Genomic DNA, 14161 nt, shown 5'->3' with positions numbered 1-14161 from the left:
GATCATCCGTTGGTGGGGATTGTTGGAGTGGTGCCCGGGCGGTCCCCCGCAGGGGGCGTGCCGGAGAGCACCACCGGCGTGGGCAACGGGCGCGCCGCGCGCTCGCGCTTCTTGCGGCGTTCGACCAGTGGCGGGCACTTGTGGTCGTTGGCGTAGGTCACCTGGCAGTCCAGGCAGTAATGGCATTCGTTGAAGTTGATCTGGCCGATCTGATTGATCGCGCGCACCTCGCACTCGTTGGCGCAGATCTGGCAGGGGCGGCCGCATTCCTTGCGCCGGCGCAGCCATTCGAACAGGTGGAAACGGCCGGACACCGCCAGCCCCGCACCCAGCGGGCACACGTAGCGGCAATAGAACTTGTTGTTGAACGCCGACACCGCGACCAGTGCGACGGCATAGAGCACGAAGCCCCACGAGCGTGCGAAGTGCAGGGTGATGGCGGTCTTGAACGGCTCCACCTCGGCGTAGTGCTCGGCGGTGGCCACCGATTGCAGCGAGATGCCGAACAGCACCAGCAGGATGATGTACTTGATCGCCCACAGGCGTTCGTGCACGTACGGCGGGAACTCGAACTGCGCCACCTTGAACCGGCGGGCGAGCTTGTTCACCAGCACCTGCAACGCACCGAACGGGCACAGCCAGCCGCAGTAGACGCCGCGCCCGAGCAGCAGCAGCGTGGCGGCCACGAACACCCACAGGATGAACACCAGGGGATCCATCAGGAACGTAGACCACTGGAAGCTGTTCAGCACCGAGTGGATGAAGGTGAAGATGTTCACCACCGAGAGCTGCGCGAGGCTGTACCAGCCGATGTACACCAGGGTGTAGACGAGGAAGCCCACGCGGATGCGCTCGAGCAGGTGCGGGTACCGCACCAGCCAGTCCTGGAAGGCGAGGATCAAGGTGAGCGTGCCGAGTCCGGCGAGCAGCAGGGCGATGTCGAGCTTGCGGCCCAGCCAGACCTGCTCCCACAGCGCCTTGGGCGTGGCCGACCGGTCGCCGCCGCCGGCGGACGCCGGGGCCGTGGTGTACCCCGGCGGCATGCGGTAGTCGGTGGTGAAGGTGTGGTAGATGCTCTGCAGCGGGCCGATCTGGCGGTTCACCATCAGTTGCAGCGTCCAGGGCCGCACGGCGTCGAAGCCGCTGGCTGCCACGGCGTGGCGCACGATGAAGATCGCCTGCTCGGCGAAGTCCGGCTTGCCGGCGAGCGGGCTGCCGCCCATCTGCACCAGGTCGGTGTCGTGGAACAGCACCAGCCGCCCGTCCTGGATCAGGTGCACGCGGTCGAAGATGCCGCCGCGCACGTAACCCAGGCCCTTGAAGGAATAGATGCCGTTGGCCATCACCGCCACTGCGGTGTCGCCCTGGCCGAGGCGCTTCATCAGGTCCGCGTAGGCGGCCTCGCCGAGCAGGTTGCGGCCCACCGTGGGCGGCGTGACGTCGGCGAACCACAGGTCGATGAAATTGTCCGCGCCATGCCCGGCGGGCGGCGGCGCGGTGGGGTCGTCCACCAGGCCGCTTTCCGGCTGCCCCTGGAAGGCGTCGGCCACCTGCTGGCGGGTGAGGTGGAGGTGGCCGATGGCGCCGTTCGCCACGAGCGCGGGCCAGTCCGCGCGCTGGTAACGGTCGCGGCGCACGGTGACCTCGCTGCCGGCCTCGTCGCCGCCGGCGCCGGCGATGATGTGGCGCGAGGCGGCCACCTTCAGCGCGGCGTTCAAGATCGTCTCGTTGGCGACCATCGAGGTCACCGTGGCGCTGGAGATGGCGTCGATGTGGGTGCCGCCACCGCCGCCGTTGCCGACCACGATCTGGTCGTCCACGTGGTGGCCGATGTAGCGATCCACGAAGTCGTAGAGCTTCTGCACCGGAATGCCGACCAGGAGGATCGGTTCCTCCTGGTGCAGCACGCGCGCGGAGCGGATCGCGCCGTCGGCGCCGATGGCGACGAGGATGTTGATCGGCTTGCCGGAATACGCCGGCACCGGCGCCACCATCACCGTCTCGAAGGCGTAGCCGACGACCTTGTCGCCCTGGTACACCGCCGCGGCGGGCGGATTGCCCTCGACGTCGCCGAAACGGGTCGCTTCGGGGAAGGCCTTGCGCAGTTCGGGATACTGGCCGTCGATGCCGGCGAACGCGGGCAGCGACGCCACGGCCAGCAGGCCGGCGAGGGCGCCCAGGCGCAGCCAGGAGCGCAGCCAGCGCGGCGCGTTCATGCGACCTGCGCCTCCCCGGCGATCAGCGGCAACGCCCGCGAGCGCCAGCGCCGCGCGCCGTCGCGCGAGATCGCCAGCCACTGCAGATCCTGCGCGGCCGCCTGTTCGGCCACCTGCGGCAGCGCCAGCGAGAAGGCCGCCGTGCTCATGCCGTCGGCGAGCACGGAGCGCACTGCCATCATCGTGACGCTGGCGTAGGCCTGCGGCGAGAAGCCGGAGCGCGGATCGACGATGTGGAACAGGCGGCGATCGGCGGAGAAGAAGATGCGGTAGTTGCCCGAGGTGGAGAGCGCGGCGTTGCGCACCTGCACCACCGCGGCCACGCGGCCGGTGTCCCGCGGATCGACGATGCCGACGTTCCAGTGCCGGTTCGGGTCGCTGCCGCTGAAGGCGTGCACGTCGCCGCCGGCATCCACGAGGCCGTACTCGATGCCGTGCGCCTTGAGCGCGGCCACGCCCTGATCCACCACGTAGCCCTTGGCGATGCCGTCCAGGGTGACCGCCATGCCGGGCTTGCCGAGGCGGACGCCGAGCGCGTCCATCTGGATCGCGCGGTAATCGACCAGTCGCTCGCGTTGCCCGATACGCGCGTCTACTCGGCCGTCCAGACGGCTGATGCCGCGCAGCGTCTCGAAGTAGCGCAGCACCGGCAGCACACTTGCGTCGAACGCGCCCTGCGTCCGCTGCGACAGCGCCATGGCCTCGCGCAGCACCGCGTGCAGGTGATGGGGCACTACGTGCAGCTGGCCGTCGCGGTTGAGGCGCGCGAGCGGGCTGGCCGGATCGAAGCGGGTCAGCTCGGCGGCGGCCATGGCCATGCGCGCAAACGCCGCCTCGATGGCGAGGCCGGCGGCTTCCCGGTCGTCGGCAAGGCAGGCGACGGAGACCGAGGTGCCCATCAGCGTGCGCTCGCGCCGCACCTGCCAGAGGTTCGCCTTGAGCCGGGCCAGCGTCCAGCCGCCGCCGGCCAGTAGCCCGCCGGCCAAGGCGAGCCGGCCGGTCCGTTGCAGCCAGCGCCGGCGCTCGGGTGAGCGCAGGTCGCCGGGATCGAAGGAGCGTTGCATGGAATGACTCCCGTGGCGGTAGGCGTGACGAAGGCGGTGCGCGTTTTCAGGCCAAGGCAACGGCCTCCCGTGGCGGCGGATGCCCGACGGCGTCGCGCACGCCCAGGCGCCGTTGCAACGCCGGGCTGGTGGTCGTGTACTGCAGGTTCGCCTTGTCGCCAGGATGCAGATGCGCGTGCACGGCGAACGCGCACAGCGCTGTCTCGTGGAAACCAGAGAGGATCAGCTTCTTCTTGCCCGGGTACGTGTTGATGTCGCCCACGGCGAAGACGCCGGGCACGGAGGTCTGGAACGTCGACGGGTCCACCGCCAGCTGCTGGCGTTCCAGAGCCAGCCCCCAGTCGGCGATCGGCCCCAGCGCGGGATGCAGGCCCCAGAACACCAGCAGGTGCGAGGACTCGATGCGCTGGACCATGCCGCTGCGCGTGCGCACGCGCACCTGCGCAAGCGCCCCGTCGGCCGTCTCCAGGCCCACGATGTCGCCTTCGCACAGCTGCATGCGGCCGTCGTCGCACAGCGCCTGCATGCGCGCCACGCTGGCCGGCGCCGCGCGGAAGCTGGACGAGCGGTGCACCAGCACCAGGCTGCGCGCGTGGTCGACCAGGGTCAGTGCCCAGTCCAGCGCCGCATCGCCGCCGCCGGCGATCACGATGTCCCGGCCGTCGAACACCGCCGGCTGCGTCACCTTGTAGTGCAGCGTGCGGCCCACCAGCGGTGCGGCTTCCGGCAGGTCGAGCGTGCGCGGCGCGAACGCGCCCAGGCCGCCGGCGACGATCACCGCGCCGGCGTCGAACGCCAGTCCGTCGCTGGTGCGCAGTCCGAACCGGCCGTTCGCCATGCGCTCCAGCGCGCTCACGGTGTGACCCAGGTGGAACTGCGGCGCGAAAGGGTGGATCTGCCGCTGCAGGCGATCGATCAACTCGCGCCCGCTGCACACTGGCACCGCCGGGATGTCGTAGATGGGCTTGTCCGGGTACAGCTCCACGCATTGCCCGCCGGCGTGTGGAACGGCATCGACCACGTGTGCATCCAGCCCCAGCAGTCCCAACTCGAAAACCTGGAACAGGCCAACTGGGCCAGCCCCGATGATGACGGTGTCGCAGCTGATCATGGATACATCCGCAGTGTGGACGGCGCGGATCATGTGCGCACACAAGAGCAGTGTTCTTGACTTCGGTCAGTCTTGTCCGTGGGGGATGTGTGGTCGAACGCCACAGGCGTGGCTGGGACCATTGCAGCATGGACATCCCGCGAGGGGCTCAGAGATCGCACGCGGGCGGCGCGTCAGCATGTGTCGCACGCTACCCCTTGTGTACCCACAAATCGATTCAGATCAGCGTGCTGTCATCCCTCGTACCGCGATTTCTCTCTGGTCAGTTTGCTGCTGCTGATCTGGATCAGAGCATTCGAGCTCGACGTGTAAGACGCTTCGTGCGTCAAAGAAACTCATCATGGGGTCCGTTATGACTTTGTCGCCAACGAACATTGCAACTACCGCAAACACGACTGCTGGCGACATTACCTTGGTGCCAGACTCCTTGAGCAATTCATCAACCGCACCAGTTGAAGTGGAGTGGTCTGAATTGCCGCTGTGCTGCCCCACGCCGGATTCGCCGCTGTGGAATAGTCATCCTCGCATCTACCTGCCCATCCAGGATTGCGGGCGCGTGCGCTGCCCCTATTGCAGCACTGTCTACGTGCTACGACCTGCCGAGTCGGATGTCCCTCCACCGCATGGCACTAGCTGGCTTGTCGAGGAGCGTTACTACGAAGCGTTGGCGATATCGAATGCGAGGAAACAGGGGTAACCGTGTGGCGGATTCAACTTTGAAGTGCAGCACTCCAACCGATGGAGTGGCGCAGTTGCTCACCGCCGACGCAGCAAAATAACTGAAGCTTCTCGCAGCTGGCGTTGAGTACGCGATCCAAGTACCCGCATGGCAGCCGGTGACTAAGCCGCGTTATCGAGGACAGGGCGGACCTGCGCTCGCTGGTTTAAACGATGGGGCCCATCGCAAACCAAGGCTCAGCCAAAGATTTCCATCCTGGTTGAGAGGTCAGATCACCGTCTCAAAGAGCGAGCCGATACGGTTTTCGCCAGAATCAGGACGGACCACTCGCAAAGAAAGCATCTGGGAAGCTGTGTCGCCGGCCTCCCGTCCTCAGCAAAGCAGGACTCGGCGTACTGCACGCGCGATCACGATCTCCTCGTTCGTCGGAATCACGTACACCCGGACGGAGGCGTCTTCCCGATCGATGCGTCGCGCATGCCGCAAGTTGGCATCCTCGTCGAGCGTGAGGCCGAGCCAGGCCAGTCGATCACAGATGCGCCGTCGCATGCCCGAGGCGTGTTCGCCGATGCCGCCGGTGAAGACCAGCGCTTGCAGGCCGTCGAGCAGCGGCGCCTGTGCAGCGATGGTGCAGGCAGCACGCTCGGCAAACATGTCCAAGGCTTCGCGTGCGCGTGGGTCGTCACTGGCTTCCAACACCTGCACGTCATCGCTGATCCCGGACACGCCCAGCAGGCCGGAGCGGTTGCCCAGCAGGTCCGCCAGCTCCTGCACGCCCATCCGTTGTTCCTGCAAAAGATGCAGCAGCACGCCCGGATCGATTGCGCCGCAGCGCGTCCCCATCATCAGGCCATCGAGCGGTGTCAGGCCCATGCTGGTCGCGACGCTGCGCAGGTCGCGCATGGCGCACACGCTGGCGCCATGGCCGAGATGCGCCACCACCACCTTGTCGTGCGCTGCGCTACCGGCAATGACCGACAGCACGCTCGCGACATATTCATAGGAGATTCCGTGGAAGCCGATGCGCACGATGCCGGCCTCGCTCATGGCACGCGGCAGGGCGTACCACTGTGAAAGCTTCGGCTGGGTGCGATGGAAGGCTGTGTCGAAACAGGCAATCTGCGGTGTACCTGGCAGCCGCATGCTCATGCTGCGGATCACGGCGATCGCGGCCGGCTGGTGTGCAGGCGCCAATGGCATCAGCGCCTCCAGTCCGGCCAGCACGGCTGCATCGATGCGCACGGGCCGATCGAATCGCGTGCCGCCGTGCACCACGCGATGGCCAGCCGCGACGATGTGCAGGTCCGGGCAATGCCGTTGCAGGATATCGAGCAGCCAGTGCGCGGCTTCCTCGATATTTGCGATTGCCGGTGTCACAGGCGTATCCGGGCGAATGCCCACGGGCATCTCGAACGTCGCGCGGGCATCGCACCCGATGCCGGTGACGCCGGCACGCAGGACGGGATCGAGCGTGGTGGCGTCGAAAGCAGCCAGCTTGAGGCTGGACGATCCGACGTTCAGGGCGAGGATGGCTTCCTTCATGGTCGAACCTTCCGGGTCGTGGGCACCGTCGCCGCGCGCGGCAACGCATCGGGTGACGAATCGTGCCGCTGGTAGCAGCCAGCCGAGCGATGGTGGAATTTTCGGCCAGCCTGCGTCATTCGCCTGCAACGGCGTTGATCGAGATCAACTGGGAGGGGATGGCCGCATGCTGATATCCGTTCGCCGTCGCTGGGGCGGAACGGGACACGGCGAGCCATGAACTTGAAAACCGGAGTCCGTCGCGACGTGGTCGATCCACAGGTCCTGCGGGGCATCGACGCTTGGTGGCGTGCGGCCAATTACCTGTCGGTCGGCCAGATCTACCTGCGCGCCAACCCGTTGTTGCGCGAGCCGCTGAAGCTGGAGCACGTCAAGCACACGCTGGTCGGCCACTGGGGGACGACGCCCGGGCAGAATTTCATCTACGCGCACCTCAACCGGGCGATCCGGCAGCACAAGCTCGACATGATCTATCTCTCCGGTCCCGGACACGGCGGACCGGCGGTGGTTGCCAATGCCTACCTGGACGGTACGTACAGCGAGCTCTATCCGGAGATCAGTGAAGACGAGGCGGGCCTGCAGCGCCTGTTCAAGCAGTTCTCCTTCCCTGGCGGAATCGCCAGCCACGCTTCGCCTGAGTGCCCTGGCTCGATCCACGAAGGCGGCGAGCTCGGCTATTCGTTGAGCCATGCCTTCGGTGCGGTGTTCGACAACCCGGGCCTGATCGCCGCTTGCGTGATCGGCGACGGCGAGGCCGAGACCGGCGCGCTGGCCACGTCCTGGCACGGCAACAAGTTCCTGAACCCCGTCAGCGACGGGACGGTGCTGCCGATCCTGCACCTGAACGGCTACAAGATCGCCAATCCCACCGTGTTGGCGCGGATTCCTCGCCGCGAGCTGTCGCAATTCCTGCGCGGCTGCGGCTGGAAGCCGTACTTCGTGCGCGGTCGCCACCCCGCGTCCATGCATCGGATGATGGCGGCGGCGCTCGATGCGGTTTGCGCCGACATCCGGCGGATCCGGCACGTGGCGCGCGACGGGAGGAGCCATGCTCGACCGGCATGGCCCATGATCGTGCTCGAGTCGCCGAAGGGCTGGACCGGTCCACGGATCGTCGACGGCAAGCCGGTCGAGGGCACGTTCCGCGCGCACCAGGTGCCGTTGCCGGTGTCCGCCGCCACGCCGCAGCACCTCACGGCGCTGGAGGCATGGCTGCGCAGCTATCGACCCGACGAACTGTTCGACGCCCGCGGCCGGCTGCGCGCCGAGCTGCGCAGGCTCGCGCCGCGCGGGGAACGGCGCATGAGCGCCAGCCCGCATGCCAACGGCGGTCTGCTGTTGCACGACCTACGCATGCCCGATTTCCGCAAGCATGCCGCGGTGGTGGCCGAGCCGGGCGTGGCTGGCATTGGCGATACCCACGTGCTCGGCGGCTTTCTGCGCGAGGTGATCCGCGCCAACCGGGACCAGGGCAATTTCCGCATCTTCGGGCCTGACGAAACGATCTCGAACGGTCTGGAGGCCGCGTTCGAGGTGACGAATCGCCAATGGGAGGCCGAGACCCGGCCGACCGACGAATTCCTGGCCCGCGATGGCCGCGTGCTGGAGGTGCTGAGCGAACACCAGTGCCAGGGTTGGCTGGAGGGTTACCTGCTGACCGGCCGCCATGGCGTGTTCAACTGCTACGAGGCATTCATTCACATCGTGGATTCGATGTTCAACCAGCATGCCAAGTGGCTGAAGATGACTTCGCGCATCCCTTGGCGGCGGCCGATCGCCTCGCTCAACTACCTGCTCGCCTCACACGTGTGGCGGCAGGACCACAACGGCTTCACCCACCAGGACCCCGGCTTCATCGACCACGTGGTCAACAAGAAGGCGGAGATCGTGCGGGTCTACCTGCCGCCGGACGCCAATTGCCTGCTCTCGGTGATGGATCACTGCCTGCGCAGCCGCCACTACGTGAACGTGGTGGTCGCCGGCAAGCATCCCGCGCCGCAGTGGCTGGGCATCGAGGCTGCCGTCGAGCATTGCAGTCGCGGCATCGGCATCTGGCCATGGGCCAGCAACGACCAGGACGGCGAGTCTGACGTGGTGATGGCCTGTGCAGGCGACGTGCCGACCCTGGAGACGCTGGCTGCCGTATCCATCCTTCGCTACCACCTCCCGGAGCTGAAGATCCGGGTCGTCAACGTCGTGGACCTGATGAAACTGGAGTCACCTAGCCTGCACCCGCATGGTCTCGGCGACGGCGATTTCGATCGGCTGTTCACCGCTGACCGGCCGGTGATCTTCGCCTACCACGGCTACCCCGCGCTGATCCATCGCCTGACTTACCGGCGGCGCAACCACGACAACCTGCACGTGCATGGGTACAAGGAAGAGGGGGCGATCACCACCCCGTTCGACATGACGGTGCTGAACGGGCTGGATCGCTTCCACCTGGTGATGGATGCGATCGAGCGCTTGCCCGGGCTCGCCTCGCGGACCGTCTACCTCAAACAGAAACTGCTGGACAAGCTGACCGAGCACCGCCGCTACATCTGCGAGCACGGCATGGACCTGCCGGAAGTGCGCGAATGGGCATGGGCGTCTCCCGAGGCGGGCATATTGCGCTGAGCGCAGCGCTACTGGATCGCCTGCAACTCCGCCGAGCTGCGCCAGGTTGGTTCGCCGAGGCCATGCTGAGCTGTCAGTTTCCTGGCCTCCAGCCGTTGCGATTCTTCGGGTTGACGCACCGTCAGCAGCGGGTAGGCGATGGGGATGTCCATCCAAGGTTGCAGCGCGGCGCGCATCGCGAGCTGCGCGAACCACGACTGGTGTTCCAGCGTGTCCGGCCGCTCGCCAGGGCGGCCGATGTGGCCGCGCAGCAGGTTCAGCGCGTAGCCGGAGGAGCGTATCGTGCGTCGCCCGTCGGCCGCCTCGATCGCATGCGCATGGTTCTCGCCGAGCAGCGGGTCGACGGCGTCGGCCACGTCGTTGGCCAGCAGTGCAAGCCGGGGCTGCGAGGTGATCGCAGTCAGCTGCATGTGGCGCAGGCCGTGCCGGGCGGCATCCTTCAGCAGGTCCCGCGGTGCGTCGCGCAGCATCGCGCGCGCGATGAGCCCGCGTGCGTCGCGCTTGCAGGCTCCCCGCGACGCGGCGAGCGCGATGCTGCCGCCCAGGCAGCCCTCCGCAAGCGCTCGTGCCAGCGCCGCTGCCTGTGCGCGCCCCGCATCGCTGTCGTACTCCAGCCCGAGCAGGGCGAGTGCGTCGGCGACGCCGACGATGCCGATTCGGAACCGTGTCGCCACATGGCCGGCCAGCAGCGCGGCGTTGTCGAGGGCCCGCACAGCGAGGGCCGCGCAATCGGCCAGCGCAGCGAAGTCGATGGTCGCGCGCGGCGCGCCTTCCGGCGATACGAAGCACGCCGCGTTCAGCACGGCGTGCAGCACATCGCCGTGCCAGCCGGACCGGCCGGTGCCGATCTTCGCCAGCACGCGCTCGTCAGGCAGCAATCGCCAGCTGGCCAAGGCGTCCATGAAGCGCACCTGCCATGTCGCTTCTTCATGGCTGGGCTCCGCCGACGCCAGCGTGCTGACTACCCGCCACCAGGTGTCCTCGATGGAAACATCGCGCAGCACGCTGCGCTCGCGCCAACGGAACCAAGCATCCCAGGCTTCGACGGCGGCGAGGTCGATGAACGGGGACAACCGGCGTGGCTCGATCATGGGCGGGAAGGCAGCTGAGCTGTGTCGACTATCCCGGACCGCCGCCCGGGCGAATTGACGCGCATCAAGCCGGCGTGCCGCGATGGCGCCGCTGTTACGCACTGTTACCAAGCGTTGCCCGGCCGACATCCTGTGGTTGCGGTCGCGCCCTAGCTTTGGCGTCGAACGCAACCACACAACGGGAGTACGGCATGGACACCTCGTTCGCACCGCTCGCGCCTGAAGCCACGAATCCGCAATCGTTCCGGCACGAAGCGCCGCTCGAGCTGGATATCGCCGAGTTGCAGCGGCACATGGTCGTGACACGCCGGAAGGTGAGGGCGGGCCAATACCTGTACCGCAACGGCCAGCCATTCCGCGCGTTGCATTTCGTGCATGCGGGGTTCCTGAAGACCTGCGAGTTGTCCGAGGATGGCCGCGAGCAGGTGACCGGATTCAGGATGCGCGGCGACCTGCTCGGCGTCGAGTCCATCGGCCTGAGCGTGCACACCTGCGATGCCGTCGCGCTGGACGATGCCGAGATCTGGGAACTGCCGTATCCGCCGGTGCTGGATGCGTTGCGTCACATCCCCGAGCTGCAGGTTCGCCTGGCGGCGGCGCTGGCCGAGGAAATCCGCCGCGACCGCGTCTGGATGTTGACGATTGGAACCCTGCCGGCCGAGCAGCGCGTGGCGGCGTTCCTGCTGGACATTGCCGCCCGCCTCGCCCGCCTCGGCTTCAGTGCCCGCCACTTCATCCTGCGGATGGGGCGGGCGGATATCGCGAGTTTCCTGGCGCTGAAGCACGAAACCGTGACCCGGGCGCTGTCGCACCTGGAGCGGCTCCAGTACATCTCGGTGCTTCGCCGCGAAGTGAAGTTGCTGGATGTGCCCAAGTTGCGCGCCTGCGTCGGCACGCCCTGCACGATCCAGTGAGCGGCTTCACGCGTCATCCAGCACCCGGCGCACGGCCTCGACCAGTTGCTCCCGCCGGTAGGGCTTGCGCAACAGCTCGAATGGCGTGGTCGGGCCCTCCGCTCCACCCTGTCGCCCCCGGTAACCGGACGTGAGCAGCACCGCGAGCCCGGGCCGGAGGCGGCGCGCCTCGTGTGCGAGTTCCACGCCATTCATGCCGCTGCCCAGCATCACGTCGGAGAACAGCAGGTCCACGCCGGGATTCCCGGTGAGCAGATCCAGCGCCTCGCGGGCGCTGCCCGCCGGGATGACCTGGTAGCCGAACGCCCCCAGAAGCCGAACCGCGACGGTGCGCACGTCCGTTTCGTCCTCGACGACCAGGATGGTGGCGCACTTTTCGGGCAGTTCGTCACGCGGCGGCTTCGCTCCCACCGCCGTGGCGCCCGGCACGCTTGCGACGGGCAGCAACAGTTCGATGTGAGTGCCGTAGCCGAGCCGGCTGTCGATCGACAGGCTGCCGCCGGACTGGGTCACGAAGCCGTACACCATGCTGAGGCCGAGGCCGCTGCCCTTGCCGGCGTCCTTGGTGGTGAAGAACGGCTCCAGCGCATGCGCCAGCACCTCCGGCGCCATGCCCGTGCCGGTGTCGCTGATGTCGAATGCCACATAGCGGCCCGGCGGGAGTTTCCATCCGTTGGACGCGTCCTCGACCACGGTTTCGCGCACGGCGATGTGCAGGCGTCCTCCGCGCGGCATTGCATCACGAGCATTCAGCGCGAGATTGACCAGGGCCGTATCCAGCTCGTTCGCGTCCGCGTACACGTCCGGCACGTCCGCCTCGCACGCGATTTCGATTGCGATGGCCTCGCCGAGCGTGCGCCTGAGCATGTGCCCGAGTTCCTCCAGCAGCGGCTTGGGCACGACCGCGCGGGGCTGCAGCGACTGCCGGCGCGCGAACGCGAGCAGCCGGCGGGTCAGGTCGGAACCGCGGTCCACCGCGCGCAGTGCGCCATCGCTGATTTCCAGCAGTTCCGGGCGATCGGCCAGACCGGCTTCGAGCAGCTGGAGATTGCCCGAAATCACCGTCAGCAGGTTGTTGAAGTCGTGCGCGACACCGCCGGTAAGCTGGCCGATCGCGTCGAGCCGTTGGGCATGCGCCAGTTGCTCCTCGCTGCGACTGCGTTGCACGGCCGCCGCCAGCAGATTGGCGACCGACTGCAGGAAGCTGAGCCGATCGTGGTCGAAACCGGCCGCTTTCGAGTCGAGCGCGACCAGCACACCCAGCGGCTCGTAGCGGCCAAACAGCGGCACCATCGCAACGTCATGAAAGCCGACCCCGGCCAACTTGGCGAGAATGCCGCCCAGTTCCCCGTCACGCAGCGTGTCGGCCGTGACCGCATGACGGCCCCCGGTCCCGAAGGCGCCACGAATGAGGTCGGTCTGGCCGAAGATGGACACGATCGCCTGCGTGGCCTGTCCATGCAATCCGGTAGCGGCGCGGACGCGCAGCGCGTTGCCGTGCCAGTCGGTGGAGAAGATGGCCACGGCCTGCACCTCCAGGGCGGCCGCGACGAGTTCCGGTATCCGGCGGATCGCAAGTTCGTAGTCCGGTGATTCCAGCGCGAGCCGGCCGATCTGCGCGAGGAAGTTGTCGCGCCGCGCGCGCGCGAGGGCCTGCCGCACCCGCCGCGTCTCGGAGATGTCGCGCACCGAGGCGATCGCGACAGCACCGATTTCGGTGGCAATCGGGCTCAGGCCGATCTCGACCGGAAACGACTCGCCACCGCGCCGCACGCCCATCAGCTCGTAGCCGATGCCCATTGGACGCACACGGGGGGTGGCCATGAAATCGTGGCGATGCATGCGGTGGGCGTGCCGCAGGGGTTCCGGCAGCAGTGCCTCCAGGGTCAACCCGAGCAGCATCGCATCCTCGTAGCCGAACATGCGTCCCGCCTGCGCGTTGGCGAGCACGATGGCGCCTTCCTGGTTCACGGCGATCATCGCGTCGGGGGAGATCCCGAACCAGGTATGCAGCATCGCCAGGCTGATGATGGCGGGAGGTGGGGCGTCCATTCATCGCCCCCTTTGAACGCGGGCCGCGAAAAGGTAGCCGGCGCCGCGCACCGACTTGATCAGTTCGGGAGCCGTCGCATCCGGCTCGATCTTGCGGCGCAGGCGCGCGATCTGCACGTCGATGGCGCGGTCGAACGGACCGGCGTTGCGGCCGTGGATGCGCTCCATCAGGTCGTCGCGCGACAGCACCCGATTGGGGTGTTCGACGAACACGCGCAGCAGCTCGTACTCGCCGGTGGTCAGCGCGATCGCGTCGCCGCGGTCGTTGCGCAGCGTGCGCTCCAGCGGGTGCAGACAGTAGCCGGCGAACTGGAACGTCGCCTCGGCGGTTTCCGCGGTGGCCATCGCTGGGACGCTTCGTCGCAGCACGCTGCGCACGCGCGCGAGCAGCTCCCGCAGATCGAACGGCTTGGTGACGTAGTCGTCGGCCCCCAGTTCCAGGCCAACCACGCGGTCCACCGATTCGCCACGGCCGGTGATGATGATGAGCGCGCCGTTCCAGTTCCGGCGCAACTGGCGGGTCAACTCGAGACCGTCCTCGCCGGGCAGGCCGAGGTCCAGCAGCACCAGGTCGGCAGGCTTGCGCGCCAGCGCGGCATGCATCCCCGCACCATCGGCCGCCGTGCTGACCTCGAAGCCCTGGCCCGCGAAATAGCGGCGCAGCAGGTCCAGCACGCCGGCATCGTCGTCAACGACCAGCAGATGCAAGGGCTCTGGCATGGCGTTCGTGGTGTGCAGGGATAGGGGCCCGAAAGCTTATCGCAACGCAACAGCCTGCGCGCGCACCGGCTACGCAGACCTTTCCGGATCGGAGTTGACATGCATCAAGAGGCTACATCGGCCGCGCGGGATAGTGACGCTCGCCGGCCAGGC

10 protein-coding genes and 1 pseudogene are annotated in these 14161 nt (G+C 67.5%); 3 read left to right on the top strand and 8 right to left on the bottom strand.

Features of this window, described 5'->3' with window-relative positions; translation table 11 throughout:
* Nucleotides 1-2 precede the first annotated feature (2 nt).
* From B0E52_RS15565 to B0E52_RS18735, 4 genes are all read right to left on the bottom strand, one after another.
* Nucleotides 3-2216: a NosR/NirI family protein gene (locus B0E52_RS15565; protein WP_077485297.1), complete on the bottom strand. Its 2214-nt coding sequence runs from the start codon at nt 2214-2216 to the stop codon at nt 3-5.
* Nucleotides 2213-3280: an FAD:protein FMN transferase gene (locus B0E52_RS15560; RefSeq protein WP_077485295.1), complete on the bottom strand. Its 1068-nt coding sequence runs from the start codon at nt 3278-3280 to the stop codon at nt 2213-2215. The genes B0E52_RS15565 and B0E52_RS15560 overlap by 4 nt, the downstream gene beginning before the upstream one ends.
* Nucleotides 3281-3326: 46 nt before the next feature.
* Nucleotides 3327-4391, bottom strand: a complete 1065-nt coding sequence (locus B0E52_RS15555; protein WP_077485293.1) for an NAD(P)/FAD-dependent oxidoreductase — start codon at nt 4389-4391, stop codon at nt 3327-3329.
* Nucleotides 4392-4613: 222 nt separating this feature from the next.
* Entirely contained in the window at nt 4614-4883 is a 270-nt protein-coding gene (locus B0E52_RS18735) for a hypothetical protein (protein ID WP_254426831.1), read from the bottom strand.
* Here B0E52_RS18735 and B0E52_RS18730 point away from each other — a divergent pair.
* Nucleotides 4804-4983 (top strand): annotated as a pseudogene (locus B0E52_RS18730) (zinc-finger domain-containing protein); the annotation flags it as partial. The gene B0E52_RS18735 and the pseudogene B0E52_RS18730 sit on opposite strands and share 80 nt — an antisense overlap.
* 459 nt (nt 4984-5442) lie before the next feature.
* On the opposite strand, the gene B0E52_RS15545 reads toward B0E52_RS18730, so the two are convergent.
* Entirely contained in the window at nt 5443-6612 is a 1170-nt protein-coding gene (locus B0E52_RS15545; protein WP_077485291.1) for an acetate/propionate family kinase, read from the bottom strand.
* A 216-nt stretch (nt 6613-6828) separates the two neighbouring features.
* Between B0E52_RS15545 and B0E52_RS15540 the strand changes: the two genes are divergently transcribed.
* Nucleotides 6829-9231, top strand: coding sequence for a phosphoketolase family protein (locus B0E52_RS15540; RefSeq protein ID WP_077485289.1), 2403 nt, complete (start codon nt 6829-6831; stop codon nt 9229-9231).
* An 8-nt stretch (nt 9232-9239) separates the two neighbouring features.
* Here B0E52_RS15540 and B0E52_RS15535 read toward each other — a convergent pair whose 3' ends face one another.
* On the bottom strand, nt 9240-10451 hold the full coding sequence (locus B0E52_RS15535) for a hypothetical protein (protein WP_168174205.1): 1212 nt from the start codon (nt 10449-10451) through the stop codon (nt 9240-9242).
* 62 nt (nt 10452-10513) lie between these two features.
* Here B0E52_RS15535 and B0E52_RS15530 point away from each other — a divergent pair, with 62 nt between their 5' ends.
* On the top strand, nt 10514-11236 hold the full coding sequence (locus tag B0E52_RS15530; protein ID WP_077485285.1) for a cyclic nucleotide-binding domain-containing protein: 723 nt from the start codon (nt 10514-10516) through the stop codon (nt 11234-11236).
* 6 nt (nt 11237-11242) lie between these two features.
* Here the strand turns inward: B0E52_RS15530 and B0E52_RS15525 are convergent, their stop codons facing one another.
* Nucleotides 11243-13288, bottom strand: a complete 2046-nt coding sequence (locus tag B0E52_RS15525) for a PAS domain S-box protein (RefSeq protein WP_077485284.1) — start codon at nt 13286-13288, stop codon at nt 11243-11245.
* Nucleotides 13289-14008: a response regulator gene (locus tag B0E52_RS15520; RefSeq protein ID WP_077485282.1), complete on the bottom strand. Its 720-nt coding sequence runs from the start codon at nt 14006-14008 to the stop codon at nt 13289-13291.
* Between the last annotated feature and the right edge of the window lie 153 nt (nt 14009-14161).

The organism is Rhodanobacter sp. C06 (assembly GCF_002001105.1).
Classification (GTDB): Bacteria; Pseudomonadota; Gammaproteobacteria; order Xanthomonadales; family Rhodanobacteraceae; genus Rhodanobacter_A.
This window is presented reverse-complemented; position numbering and strand designations above follow the sequence as displayed.

What these genes read in the sequence shown, in the direction of transcription:
- B0E52_RS15525 (WP_077485284.1), bottom strand. Translation starts at nt 13,288, where the DNA reads ATGGACGCCCCACCTCCCGCCATCATCAGCCTGGCGATGCTGCATACC.
- B0E52_RS15530 (WP_077485285.1), top strand. Translation starts at nt 10,514, where the DNA reads ATGGACACCTCGTTCGCACCGCTCGCGCCTGAAGCCACGAATCCGCAA.
- B0E52_RS15560 (WP_077485295.1), bottom strand. Translation starts at nt 3,280, where the DNA reads ATGCAACGCTCCTTCGATCCCGGCGACCTGCGCTCACCCGAGCGCCGG.
- B0E52_RS15565 (WP_077485297.1), bottom strand. Translation starts at nt 2,216, where the DNA reads ATGAACGCGCCGCGCTGGCTGCGCTCCTGGCTGCGCCTGGGCGCCCTC.
- B0E52_RS15540 (WP_077485289.1), top strand. Translation starts at nt 6,829, where the DNA reads ATGAACTTGAAAACCGGAGTCCGTCGCGACGTGGTCGATCCACAGGTC.
- B0E52_RS15520 (WP_077485282.1), bottom strand. Translation starts at nt 14,008, where the DNA reads ATGCCAGAGCCCTTGCATCTGCTGGTCGTTGACGACGATGCCGGCGTG.
- B0E52_RS15545 (WP_077485291.1), bottom strand. Translation starts at nt 6,612, where the DNA reads ATGAAGGAAGCCATCCTCGCCCTGAACGTCGGATCGTCCAGCCTCAAG.
- B0E52_RS15555 (WP_077485293.1), bottom strand. Translation starts at nt 4,391, where the DNA reads ATGATCAGCTGCGACACCGTCATCATCGGGGCTGGCCCAGTTGGCCTG.
- B0E52_RS15535 (WP_168174205.1), bottom strand. Translation starts at nt 10,451, where the DNA reads ATGTCGGCCGGGCAACGCTTGGTAACAGTGCGTAACAGCGGCGCCATC.